The 12544-nt window shown below is 35.6% G+C and carries 11 protein-coding genes; 5 read left to right on the forward strand and 6 right to left on the reverse strand.

The annotated features are described in order from the left end of the window. Positions 1 to 267: 267 nt before the first annotated feature. Both istB and istA read right to left on the reverse strand, forming a co-directional pair. Positions 268 to 1005 (reverse strand): IS21-like element helper ATPase IstB, encoded by a 738-nt coding sequence (gene istB, locus QLQ94_RS13740; RefSeq protein ID WP_482497482.1) that lies wholly within the window; start codon positions 1003 to 1005, stop codon positions 268 to 270. A 16-nt stretch (positions 1006 to 1021) separates the two neighbouring features. Continuing rightward, positions 1022 to 2569: an IS21 family transposase gene (gene istA, locus QLQ94_RS13745; RefSeq protein WP_482497484.1), complete on the reverse strand. Its 1548-nt coding sequence runs from the start codon at positions 2567 to 2569 to the stop codon at positions 1022 to 1024. A gap of 136 nt (positions 2570 to 2705) precedes the next feature. Between istA and QLQ94_RS13750 the strand changes: the two genes are divergently transcribed. Beyond that, positions 2706 to 4151, forward strand: a complete 1446-nt coding sequence (locus QLQ94_RS13750; RefSeq protein ID WP_482497486.1) for an alpha/beta hydrolase family protein — start codon at positions 2706 to 2708, stop codon at positions 4149 to 4151. A gap of 67 nt (positions 4152 to 4218) precedes the next feature. On the opposite strand, the gene QLQ94_RS13755 is transcribed toward QLQ94_RS13750, so the two are convergent. The 4 genes from QLQ94_RS13755 to QLQ94_RS13770 all read right to left on the reverse strand — a co-directional run bounded on the left by QLQ94_RS13755 (position 4219) and on the right by QLQ94_RS13770 (position 8451). Further along, positions 4219 to 4512 (reverse strand): DUF6520 family protein, encoded by a 294-nt coding sequence (locus QLQ94_RS13755; RefSeq protein ID WP_482497488.1) that lies wholly within the window; start codon positions 4510 to 4512, stop codon positions 4219 to 4221. A gap of 113 nt (positions 4513 to 4625) precedes the next feature. Beyond that, a complete protein-coding gene (locus tag QLQ94_RS13760; protein ID WP_482497490.1) occupies positions 4626 to 6143 on the reverse strand; it encodes a DoxX family protein in 1518 nt (505 codons plus the stop codon). Positions 6144 to 6421: 278 nt separating this feature from the next. Further along, positions 6422 to 8056, reverse strand: coding sequence for an IS1182 family transposase (locus QLQ94_RS13765; protein ID WP_072959494.1), 1635 nt, complete (start codon positions 8054 to 8056; stop codon positions 6422 to 6424). Between the two features lie 101 nt (positions 8057 to 8157). After that, entirely contained in the window at positions 8158 to 8451 is a 294-nt protein-coding gene (locus tag QLQ94_RS13770) for a hypothetical protein (protein WP_271335346.1), read from the reverse strand. An 8-nt stretch (positions 8452 to 8459) separates the two neighbouring features. Between QLQ94_RS13770 and QLQ94_RS13775 the strand changes: the two genes are divergently transcribed. The 4 genes from QLQ94_RS13775 to pta all read left to right on the forward strand — a co-directional run bounded on the left by QLQ94_RS13775 (position 8460) and on the right by pta (position 12537). Next, positions 8460 to 8966, forward strand: a complete 507-nt coding sequence (locus QLQ94_RS13775) for a S8/S53 family peptidase (protein WP_271335347.1) — start codon at positions 8460 to 8462, stop codon at positions 8964 to 8966. Beyond that, positions 8963 to 9178, forward strand: a complete 216-nt coding sequence (locus QLQ94_RS13780; protein ID WP_482497492.1) for a DUF6252 domain-containing protein — start codon at positions 8963 to 8965, stop codon at positions 9176 to 9178. The genes QLQ94_RS13775 and QLQ94_RS13780 overlap by 4 nt, the downstream gene beginning before the upstream one ends. Positions 9179 to 9325: 147 nt before the next feature. After that, a complete protein-coding gene (gene corA, locus QLQ94_RS13785; protein WP_271335349.1) occupies positions 9326 to 10396 on the forward strand; it encodes a magnesium/cobalt transporter CorA in 1071 nt (356 codons plus the stop codon). Between the two features lie 47 nt (positions 10397 to 10443). Beyond that, entirely contained in the window at positions 10444 to 12537 is a 2094-nt protein-coding gene (gene pta / locus QLQ94_RS13790; protein ID WP_482497494.1) for a phosphate acetyltransferase, read from the forward strand. Positions 12538 to 12544: the final 7 nt, after the last annotated feature.

The raw sequence follows: 12544 nt of genomic DNA on the forward strand, positions 1-12544 counted from the left end.
AAAACTCAAAAAAAAAGGATATGCAACATTTAAAAGTCTCCCAACTCTTAAATGGCAAATACAACAAAGTTTTGGAACTTGTTTATATACAGTTTCGAACCTAAAACTGCAAATTCCGGTTATATTGATCACCCCATTCCGTTTTAAAGTGAGCACCTGATTCCAGTTCAAAATGACCACCTAATTCCGGAGCAAAATGACCACCTCCGTTTTGATTAAAAACTATATTTTTTCATCTGTTAATTAGTATTCAAATATAATAAAATATCACTCTTTGTTTATTCCTCTTTTCTTTCTCATCGATTCTCCATGTAATTCAAGCCTGTGAGATTGGTGTATAAGTCTGTCTAATATTGCATCGGCTATCGTTTTTTCTCCAATTATATCATACCAGCCCTGAACTGGGATTTGTGATGTCACGATTATAGAGCCGTTATTATGCCTGTCCTCTATGATCTCTAAAAGAGTAATTCGGTTATGGCTGTCAAGTGCCTGGAGTCCAAAATCATCAAGTATTATAACATCCTGTCTTTGTATTTTGGTAAGTTCCCGCAGATAAGTGCCATCTGCTTTAGCCATTTTTAGTCTAGCAAACAATTTTGAGGTATTAAAATAACTTACCTTAAAACCCTGTATACAGGCTTGATAACCTAATGCGGTACCTAAATAACTTTTACCGACCCCGGTACTTCCAGTGATTAAAATGTTTTCATTTTTCTCTATAAATTCGCATTCTGCCAGACGCAGTACCATGTTTCTGTCCAGATTACGTGATACATCAAAATTGATACTTTCAATATTTGATTTGTAATGGAATTTGGCATTAGTGATACTTCGTTCAATACGACGATTGTACCTTTCATCCCATTCTGCATCAATAATCATCGATACAAACTGGTCAAGGGTATAATGATCTGTTTTTCCGCTTTCAATGGCTTTTTTAAAAGCATTAAACATGCCATAAAGCTTCATTTGTTTCATTTTGGTTACTGTGGATTCATTCATTTTTTCAAGATTTAATTTAGTTATAATAATGTTTTCCTCTTATGTTACTATGATCGGGAAGTTCCTGCTCAGGCTCTTGATCAAAATCAATATGATCCAAGTTGTTTTCTAAAATATTTTGTATGGTCTTAAAATTGTAAATTTTAAAATCAAGTGCCCGCCTGCAGGCATTTATTAATCGCTGTCTGCCTACCTTTTTTTCAAAATTCAGTATTCCTAAACAACTTTTATAAGCCTGTTCCGGATGATTTCTGCTTTCGATTATCTGCATTATATATTCTCCCACTGACTCATCAATATTATTAGCCCATTCAATGAAGCGGGCAGCACTCCATTGAGCTACAAATTGATGTGTACTTGCTAAATGCTCAGGGGTTGTTGTATAGACATAAGGTTTGTAGTTTCTTGGATGTACAGCTATTCGATTGTATTTATAATAAATCTCTACCGTTGATTTGGTATATAACAGCTTTGCTTTCTTTTTTACATATTGATACGGAACGCTGTAATAGTTTTTGTCCTGGCTTAATTGAACATGACCGTTTTGCATTACTGTTGCAAAAGATTGATATTTAATTTCAAAACGATCTTGTGGCAGTGGACGTAGTTTTTCTTTTTCGTCTTCTAAAAATAATTCAAAGCGGGAATAAGGCCGTCCTGTTAGTTTTCTGTTATTATGAGAGTCAAGTAAATCCCAGATCTGCTGGTTTAATTCTTCCAGAGAAAAGAACTTGGTTTCTTTTATGGTTACATAAATCCTTCGATATAATATCTTAACAGCTCCTTCAACTAATGATTTGTCTCTGGGCCTGTAAGCTCTGGCAGGTAAAATTGTAGTTTCGTAGTGTTCTGCTAAATCAGCCAGGGTTTCATTGATTGTCGGTTCAAAACGACTGCTTTTTATTACTGCAGATTTTAAATTATCCGGAACAATGGCAGCAGGAGTACCTTCAAAAAAGCGCATGGCATTCTCTACTGAGTCAACAAAGTTTTCTTTTTGCTGGCTCATGGAAGCTTCAGCATACGTGTATTGGCTAGCGCCTAATATTGCTACAAAAAATTGTACTTCTTTGATTTCTCCGGTATCTATATCAATAATTGAGAGTGTCTTTCCGGCATAATCAACATACATTTTATCACCAGCCTTATGGTTCATATGCATGACCGGATTAACTCGTTTGCCCCATATATTGTAGTGATAATGAAATTGTGAAGTTCGATAACCATCAGGATTTACAGCAATATATTGTTCCCACATATGCTGTACGGTAACGCCAACTTTTTTTAGTTCACGTTCCATTTTAGGAAAAAAATCATAAAGTGTCTGTAATCTCGGGCTAATGGCCTCTACACTAGTCTGGGAGAATAAAAGTTCCAGCTCTGCATCGGTTTTTTGGTCGATTAATTCAAAGCTTAATCCGAGAACTTCAAATAAAGAAATATATTTCTTTACCGTATTTCTTGAAAGGGATAAGTAGCTACTTATAAATAACTTACTCTTTCCATTACAATAGAATTTAATTACTTTTCTAATTTTACTCATGTCTGTTATTTGGTTTGCCATAATCCGTATATTTTTAACGAATGTATGGTTCTAACAACATGAAAAAATCAATAGTTTTTAATCGTTAATTAACCACAAAACTTGGTGGTCAATTTGTTCCGGAATTAGGTGGTCAAATTGACCGGTTTTTCCACCTTTGGAGCTAAATATTTCTCCTTCGGGGAAATATTTTTCGTATTTTAAGGAAAACAGCTGGTGGGTTTACGATTTTGTATTAGGAACTCATAAAAACGTATCAGAAAAAATTGGTGTGAAATTTACCGGTAAGGCTCAGGAACTTGTCCCTGAATCTGCTTACGGGAATCCTGGATGGAGCCTGAATGACAAGGAAATTCTTCTTTATGATCAATTTGATATTTGGGCGGTCAGCCCGGACGGAAAAACTTCTAGTAGGATTACAAAAGGCAGGGAGTCCGATATTAAGCTGCGTGTCGCCAAGGCGTCCAATGGGAAAGGGCTGAAATTTCTTTTTGATGGTCTTGTGTCTGAGAGTTTTGATCTTAGTGAAGAGTTGCTGCTGCGTGGTAGCGGAAGTGATGGCAAGACAGGTTATTTTAAGTGGATGAGCGGTTCGCGGCAAAAAGCTCTTACATACGGCGACTACTATACCGATGATCTAAATTACAGCCCAAAAAAAAGAACTTTTTTTTTCAGGGAACAGAAATTTGACAGTCCGCCACAGCTATTGAGCAGCTCAGTTTCGGGAGACAAAAAAAGTTTTTATAAAAGCAATTCTCATCATAAAAATTATTTCTGGGGTAGGTCGGAACTGATAGAGTTTGAGAATGCTAAAGGTAGAAACTTAAAAGGTGTTCTGTTTTATCCAGCAGAATATGACCCGAAAATAAAGTATCCAATGATTGTGAGTATTTATGAAAGCCAGTCACGTGAACTGCATATTTATGAAAATCCAACTTATTATAACGGAGCAGGTTTCAACATCACTCTGGCAACAGCAGCTGGATATTTTGTTTTTTTACCAGACATACATCTTGAATATCAAAACCCCGGACTATCTGCAGCGGACTGTGTTATTTCAGGAGTCAAAAAAGTAATCGAGAAAGGAATTGTAAAGCAGGATAAGATTGGACTTAGGGGACACTCCTTTGGCGGCTTTGAGAGTGCCTTTATCATATCGCATACCGATCTGTTTGCCACAGTGATAACAAGCGGAGCTATTACAGATTTGTTCAGCGACTACCATAGCCTAGGTCCTCGTGCAGGAATTCCTGAAATATGGAGATATACTACAGAACAATATAATATGGGCAAATCTCCCTATGAAATCCCAGAAATGTATGCTGCCAATTCCCCTATAATTCATGTGCCTAAAATAGATGTTCCGGTACTTTTATGGACAGGTGAAAATGACCCTCAGGTAGATCCTCGTCAAAGTTATGAATTTTATCTTGCACTAAGACAGCTGCGGAAAAAAAGTGTTATGCTTATTTATCCCAAAGCTGGTCATGTCCTGATGAAACCTGACCAGCAGAAGGATGCTACGGTTCGTACTTTAGAATGGTTTGATTATCATTTGAAAGACAATCATTCCTACTCTTGGATTGCCGATGCAATGAAATAGGTATCCTTATAAATAAAAAAACAATGCAGTTCCGTAGGAACTGCATTGTCAATTAAAGAAGCATTTTTTATTGTCCATTTACAACGCGGTATAATGGCTGTACACAATTATTCTCTGCATTTTTTTCATATGCAATTGGTCCGGAGGTGTCGCCCATACGACACAGCTCTTCTTTCTGTATGTCACTGCACTGAGTTCTGTTAGGAGAACAGGTTCCGTTGGGATTAGCAAGATAGCCCCATTTCAATGCAACATCATTTTTTTCAGGTGCCTTCTGCATGGAAGTTGTAGCAAAAGCTCCTGAAACTGCCAAGGCTACAACAGCTGCCGGCAGTACGTTTTTTAAAATTAAAGTTTTCATAATATTAAATTTGAAATTATAATTCTGATCTACTTTTTTCTACAGGTGTTCGATCTGATTCCTGATACCGGCCGGTATATTATTATCGGATGCAGCCAGGCTGAAGCCGATATTTATTTCTTTGTAATTTCTTTTTTTAAGACATTCTTCAACTTGTAAACAACAAGATCTTCTCCTATTATCACAGAGAGGTAATCTTGGGTGACTGCAAAAGAATTCAGGGTGCTGGATGAGGTGTGATATATCGGAAAACTCATCAGATAACTTCCTTTGGTCAAATCGTAAACATCGATAATAAAAGATTTCTGCCACAGTGTTTCATCTTCATATTGGCCTCTGACAAGTGAATGGACGAAGAGCAGATTTTTATATACGGCAGCTTTTGAATTCACCACATCCGATGGAGAAGACAGGGCGTATTGTTTTCCTCCCTTGAGCGTTGATACTTTTAACCTTGCCTTTGAAATGGTGTCTATAGTATGGCCCCTGTATTGAAGAGTACCGTTTTGATCTGCCACAATGAATTCATTTCGATAGTAGTATAAATACACGATTTTCTTTATTCCATTGCTGTATAAAAGTATACCATCGGTATCGAAGATACCGTCGATCTGTTTTTGTAAGAGGTCTCTTTTATAGTTTATTTTAGGCATTGAGTCTATTTTAAAAACACCCAGCACATTGGCAAGTTTTACTGAATTATTTGATCGGAAAGCGACCGAAGCTTCATCGATTGGTACTAGCTTTGTAAAATAGGGCATTCCTTCAAATTCTTTAGTGATGCTCCAGTTTTTAGCGTCTCCCCGGAACAGCACCGGAACGCTTCCATCATAAAGGTAGAAGTGTGGCTCCTGCAGTGTAATATAAATATTTTTAAAAGGGATCTTTCCCGGTGAGAACGAAATCTTTTGGATTTTTTGATCTTTTAGATCAGAATCAAATGACATCAGGTAGGAAGGAAATTCATAGTTGCCCAGAATTATTCGGTTTCCGCGCAAACCCACTATATAATAGGAATTATGCTTTAATTTAAACGAGGCTGAATATTCTGCTGGATGTTGCGGATAACGTCTTAAAAATGGATTGCGGTGGTGCATGACTTCTTCGGAAAATACAAAGAGAAGCACTATTGCCAAAATGCTAGTCACAAGTGTCGCAGCTATAGGTTTAAAAGAACTTAAAAAGATGTAATTAAAAGGTTCAGGTTTTTTCTCTTGTCTATTTAAACCTATTGCCAAAATTGCCAGTATGACAAAAACAAGATTGAATATAAGATGGGCATTCCAGCTCATTTTTTCCAGAATTCCACCACAGGAACACGGAACAAAAGAACCGAAATGAAGAAGTATAAAGATATAGGCAGAAAACATAGTCATTAAACTCAATGCCAGATAAAGACCCAATGTTCGTGATTTTGGAACAACAAGTAATGCAGCAACCAGTACTTCAATTACAATTACCAGCCAGGAAATCCATGATGCATATATACTTAGTAAGGGCGACTGTCCAAGCTGAACCTGAAAATTTTCAAAGTCTAATATTTTGCTGGTAGCTGCATATATAAAAAGCGTAACACACAAAAGATAGATTATTTTTAGGGAGACAGTCTTTATATTTTTGTTTACATTCATGATTTCATTTAAAGTGATTATTTGATCAATTTTAAGACTTAATATTCTAAGTAAACTCTCTTTGTAAATCTTAAAACAGCATTCAAATAGGTTAATGTATTCTGTTGATTACAGCTAAAACAAATCTACAAAAACCTCTTATACTGTCTGTTATCAAAAACAGGCGCAGATTATTCAATAGCATTCAAATGTTAGTTAAAAATAAAGATTGCCTTGCTGCATAAAAAGAAGGAGGTTGTCTGAAAAGACGACCTCTTTCTTTTATTATACTAGTAAATTTACAGAGTGTTTCTTGAAAAATGTAAATTTGGGCTAAAATGGTCTTCTATAAACTTTTCTAAAGCTTCTACGAGATCAAAAATGAGGTTAAAATTGCCCAAACGGATTTTAGCGATCCATTTAGAAAAGTTGTGAGCAATAGCAATCAGGCCAAATTCAGTATTTACTTTGGCTGTTTTGGTAAGTGTAAATCTTTTAAATCCTTTGTTTTGCTTGATGTTACCAAAAACCGGCTCTGGTTCAATACATCTTTTACTATAAATTTCCCTGCCCAATTCACTTTCTAAATTCTCTCTTGCCTTGAATTTCAGTCTTTGAAGATTGTGATTAATTTCTATCCGTCTGTTCCCCTTAGCTTTAAAGCATTGCCCCCGCAGAGGACATCCTGCGCAATTTAAAGCCTCATATACCGAATGATACTGTTCAAAACCAGTTGTAGTTTTTGATTTCTTAGTAAAGATACGAGGCATTTGCTGCCCCATTGGACAAACCAAAAAGTCTTGCTCATTATTATGAAACAGGTTTTGTGCGTGGAATAAATTGTTTTTATGCTTACGGGTCTCTTCGATACGGTACATGTTGTAGGGAACAAAAAAATCAATTTCTTTGTCTTCAAGGAGTTGATAATTTTCCTCACTTCCATAGCCCGCATCGGCTATAACTTTTGCAGATTGTTTGCCGTAGTTGCTTTTGAATCCTTCTAAGTGAGTCTTTAATGTGGTAAAATCAGTAGAAGTCTGGTGGGTGGAGTAATGTGTAATAATTTGATTTTCTGTAGAAATCTGAATATTATAACCCGCTTTTAATTGTCCGTTGCCCATATGATCTTCTTTCATGCGCATAAAAGTAGCATCGGTATCGGTTTTCGAATAACTGTTTCTATCCCCCAGAATTTCGAGATGTTTCTCATATTCTTTAAGTTTTACAAGCTGTTCTTTCTCGAGTTTTTGAAGTGATTTGTTCTGCTGTTTACTCAGCTTCTGCTTTTTTTCACTTTGGTTGATCTCGTGTATTTTTTCTTCTAATTTCTTACTGTCTACCTTGGTATCAGTTTGGTTATCAGTATGCATAATGTCTGACTCGATAGCCTGACCAATATCTGCCAGAACAGCATCGATTTTTCCCTGAAGCCTGTCTTTATGTTTTTCAACTGCTTTCTTCCACACAAAGCTGTATTTATGTGCGTTGGCTTCTATTTTAGTACCATCAATAAATTGTCTCTCCAGGCTAATGAGCTCTAAATCTACCATCATCAGAACGACCTGGCTGAAAAGTTTTTCGATATTCCCTTTTAATTTTTTTCCTCTAAAGTCATTGATAGTTCTAAAATCCGGCTGAAGTCCTCCCGAGAGCCACATAAAATATATATTCTCCTTCACGGCTCTAGCCAGCTTTCGGCTGGAATAGGTATTATTGAGATATCCGTAAAACAATATTTTCAATAACATCTTAGGATGGTAGCTGGATCTTCCACCGCCTTTAAACTGTGATATAATCTCGGAAATTTCCAACTGTTCAACAACACTGTCTATTAATCGGGCAGAATGATTCTCTGGGATCAGATCATTTAAATTCAATGGAAAAAGATCTTGCTGGTGAACCGAATGAGGCTTAAAAACTGGCTGCATAATCATTGATTTTAGTACTTAAATATAAGAAAAATCAATGTGTAAAACAAAAAAAAACTGCCCGAAATTACTTTTCGGACAGCCTCCAATTAATTTTCTTATTTCATTTACTTTCCGATATCACTCAATGAACTAAGTTTTTCACTGAATTCTATGAGTCCCGCTTTTTGAAGAAATTCATCTCCAAATTGTTTTAGTTCCTGGAGATTTTCCTGAGGAATACTGGTCAAAAAGAGGGATGATTTATCATCACCTTTTGCGGTGAGCCCGCGCTCAATTACATGGTTTAATAAAAGCACATTTTTGCGTGAAATTTTCAAATCAATTTTCACTACTTCATTCATGCCTGGGATACTAAATATAGTATCGAAAACCTTTGCTACATCATTTGTTGTCATCATAAAATCTATTGCAGACGGGTGGGACTAGTTTTGCAGCTCCCAGTACATTAAGACTTGCATCAGGAATTAAAGCTCATTTTGGCAGTTCTTTAAATGCATTGGCAATTAGAACCTTGCTTATTCATAGTTCTGAAGCTTCTGAACTTCCGAAATTTGAAGTTGGATGGGGGCGAGTTGCTAGAGATTTAGAAAGCATAGTGGTGTGTGAAGACCATGTAATGAGGGTGGTATATCAGGGGAAAATTAGTGCTGCAAAATATCTACGAGCACCGATTCCTTTGCCACCTGGAGCAATTGTCGGAATGGTGAAAATAAAAGCTACTCTTTGCTATGCAACTCCCGTTGATCCTCATTGTCCAGATAACTATACTCGGAGTGGTTTAGAGCCATTTTTTCGACCAAATAAAAATAAGAAACGTAAAGTTGAAAAGGGAGAAGCTGAACCAATGCATGCTTTAACAAAACCCTTTTTTGTAATGATATTATTGACGCCTTATTTGTCAATACTTATTTGATTGAAGGGAATACTTATACAGAACATTTTGCTAAAACCGGAACAATAATCATTACTTCAATGAATTCTGATAAAAAAACAGTGTCCGGAACTTTTAGTTTTACTGCTGAAAAAGTGGGCGTATTACAAACTAAAGTAGTTACACCTGATGTTGTTGAAGTAAAAAACGGAGTATTTACAAACGTGCCTTATAAAGTATTGACTACGCCATAAGTATTCAGTAATTAAATATTAATAAACCGGGTCAGAAATGGCTCGGTTTTTTTTACGTCTTAAATTTTAGGTATTTCCTATCAAAATGACAATTGTCATTTCCCGTTCAGATTCTTTTTCGTAATATTACTATGTAAATATTTTTGAATGAGAAAGATTAAATACAAGAAGGGACGCAAGCTTCAGCATATCACTTTAGAGTACACAGGTGTTGAAAAAGAGCATGAAACAGAAATGCAACTTTTTGTATACGATGATGCAGATGTCGTTGAATATGAGAAATTTACCGTTTTAGCATTAAATACCTGCATTGATTATACTAAAAATAACTGGCTCAATATTCATGGGTTAAATGATATTAATTTGCTTAAAACAGTTGGTGCACATTTTAAACTGGATGATTTTTTATTAGCAGATATTTTAAATACTTCAAAAAGAACCAAATTAGAAGAACAAAAAGATATATTGTTTTTTAATATAAAATCACTTTTGCCTTCTGAATATTCGGATAATATTAGTGTTGAGCAGATAAGTTTTATTTTGAAGGACGGAATTTTAATTTCATTTCAGGAAAAGCGAAGCGATTTTTTTACTCACATTCGAGAACGCCTTCGCACTCATGCAGGAATCGTGAGAACTAAAAAAGTAGATTATTTGCTTTATTTATTATTAGATGCCGTAATGGAGAATTTTTACATTACAATTGAAGATGAAGAAGATAAGATTGAGGAATTAATCAATTTAACTAAAAAAGGTGCAGATCCTATTATTCTGGAAAAGATTGAAAATCACCGTGATAATTTTAATTTTTTAAAACGTTCTATAATTCCGCTTCGAGATTCTTTGTATTATTTAAAAACAATTAAAGACGATGATACTTATAACGGAATTCAGAAAGAGACTTTTAGTTTCTTTATCAGATTGCATCAAAAAAGTCTGGAGCTTTTAGAGCAAATCGATTCTGATATGAGCTCATTAGAAAGCGCTTCTAATTTTTATTTCTCGGAACAAAGCCGAAAAATGAATGAGATCATGAAAACCCTTACGATCATTTCGGCCATTTTTATTCCGCTCACTTTTATTGTTGGTGTGTATGGAATGAATTTTGAATATATGCCGGAATTACGTGCAAAAAATGGCTATTTTATTGTCATGGGCGGTATGCTTTTATTAGTTGTCGCTTTGATTATCTATTTCAAAAAAAGACGCTGGTTTTAGCGTTTATTATACAATTACAAAATTTGTTAAGTTTCAATATATAAATTATGAGTAAAGCAATATATATAGCCACAAGCGATCATAATAGCGGTAAATCGATTATTACACTCGGTTTAATGAGTATTTTGATTGGTAAAACGGCTAAAGTGGGATATTTTAGACCCATTGTAGAGGATTTTGTCGATGGAGAACTGGATAATCATATCGAAACAGTTTTGTCTTATTTTAATCTCGATATCAAATTTGAAGATGCGTATGCAATTACAAAAAGCAAATTGATCAAGAAGAAAAACAAAGGTAAAATAGGAGAGGTTTTAGATCTGATTATCGAAAAGTATAAAAAGCTTGAAGAACGTTTTGACTTTGTTTTGGTAGAAGGAACAAGCTTTACAGGCGAAGGAACTTCTATAGAATTAGATCTGAATGTTTTGATTGCGAAAAACCTTGGAATTCCAACTATCATTATAGGTTCTGGAGTTGGAAAGACATTAGAAGAATTGGTAGACAGTCTTTATTTGATTTATGATTCTTTTAAAATAAAAGATGTTGAGGTTTTATCCGTTATCGCCAATAAAGTTCAGCTTGAAAACATAGAATTGGTAACACAAGGATTACAGAAAAGTTTGCCAGGTAACGTTTTGATTAATACAATTCCGTTGATTTCAAGTTTAAACAATCCAACAATGCAGGAAATTGTCAATCAGCTTGATGCAAAAGTATTGTTTGGCAGTGCTTATTTAAACAACGAAATTGGGCATTTTAGCGTTGGTGCGATGCAATTGCACAATTACCTCGTTCATTTGCATGATAATGCTTTGGTAATTACTCCCGGAGACCGTTCAGATATTATTTTAGGGGCTTTGCAAGCCAATGAATCGGCTAATTATCCAACCATTTCAGGAATTATTCTAACCGGAAATATAGTTCCCGAAGAAAGTATTTTAAAACTAATCGAAGGGCTTTCTGCCATTGTTCCTATTATTGCCGTCGATGGCGGAACGTACAGTATTACCAATAAAATTGGTTCAATCAAATCAGAGATTTACGCCAACAACACCCATAAAATTGAAACATCGATTAGTACTTTCGAAAAATATGTAGCAGTAGACGCTTTATCTGAACGATTGATCACTTTTGTGCCGGAAGGAATGACACCAAAGATGTTCCAGTACAATATGGTAAAAAGAGCCAAACAACATCGCAAACATATTGTTTTGCCTGAAGGAACTGATGACCGAATTATCACTGCCGCTTCAAGATTATTAGATATGGACGTAGTTGATATTTCTATAATTGGTGATAAAAAACACATCGAAAATAAAGTTGCAGAACTTGGAATTACCTTTGATTTTTCGAAAGTCAATATTATCAATCCAAAAGAATCTGAGCTTTATGAGGACTATGCAAATACGTATTACGAGCTTCGAAAAGCTAAAAATGTAAGTATTACCATGGCAAGGGATTTAATGGAAGATGTGTCTTATTTTGGAACTATGATGGTGTACAAAGGGCATGCTGACGGAATGGTTTCCGGAGCAGCACATACTACACAACATACCATTTTGCCGGCGCTGCAATTTATTAAAACAAAACCAAATTCATCCGTAGTTTCATCCGTGTTTTTTATGTGTTTAGAAGACAGGGTATCTGTTTTTGGTGATTGTGCAATTAATCCAAATCCAACAGCAGAACAATTGGCCGAAATTGCTATTTCATCTGCTGAATCAAGTTTAGCTTTCGGAATCGAACCAAAAATAGCCATGCTTTCTTATTCATCAGGATCATCAGGAAAAGGAGATGAAGTTGATAAAGTGAGAACGGCGACTGAAATTGTAAAACAAAAACGACCGGATCTAAAAATTGAAGGCCCAATTCAGTACGATGCCGCAGTGGATCGTGAAGTAGGAAAAAGCAAAATGCCGGATTCTGAAGTAGCGGGGCAGGCGAGTGTACTTATCTTCCCTGATTTAAATACTGGAAATAACACGTATAAAGCCGTACAAAGAGAAACAGGAGCATTAGCTATCGGACCAATGCTGCAAGGCTTAAACAAGCCGGTAAACGATTTAAGCCGTGGCTGTACGGTTGATGATATTATAAACACAGTAGTAATTACAGCGATTCAGGCGCAAGGATTGTAAGCAATTA

It is taken from the genome of Flavobacterium sp. B114r (assembly GCF_056824125.1).

Coding starts and splice junctions, on each gene's coding strand:
- istB (WP_482497482.1), bottom strand. CDS start 1,005: ATGAATGAATCCACAGTAACCAAAATGAAACAAATGAAGCTTTATGGC.
- QLQ94_RS13765 (WP_072959494.1), bottom strand. CDS start 8,056: ATGATTATGCAGCCAGTTTTTAAGCCTCATTCGGTTCACCAGCAAGAT.
- QLQ94_RS13760 (WP_482497490.1), bottom strand. CDS start 6,143: ATGAATGTAAACAAAAATATAAAGACTGTCTCCCTAAAAATAATCTAT.
- corA (WP_271335349.1), top strand. CDS start 9,326: ATGAGAAAGATTAAATACAAGAAGGGACGCAAGCTTCAGCATATCACT.
- pta (WP_482497494.1), top strand. CDS start 10,444: ATGAGTAAAGCAATATATATAGCCACAAGCGATCATAATAGCGGTAAA.
- QLQ94_RS13770 (WP_271335346.1), bottom strand. CDS start 8,451: ATGATGACAACAAATGATGTAGCAAAGGTTTTCGATACTATATTTAGT.
- istA (WP_482497484.1), bottom strand. CDS start 2,569: ATGGCAAACCAAATAACAGACATGAGTAAAATTAGAAAAGTAATTAAA.
- QLQ94_RS13755 (WP_482497488.1), bottom strand. CDS start 4,512: ATGAAAACTTTAATTTTAAAAAACGTACTGCCGGCAGCTGTTGTAGCC.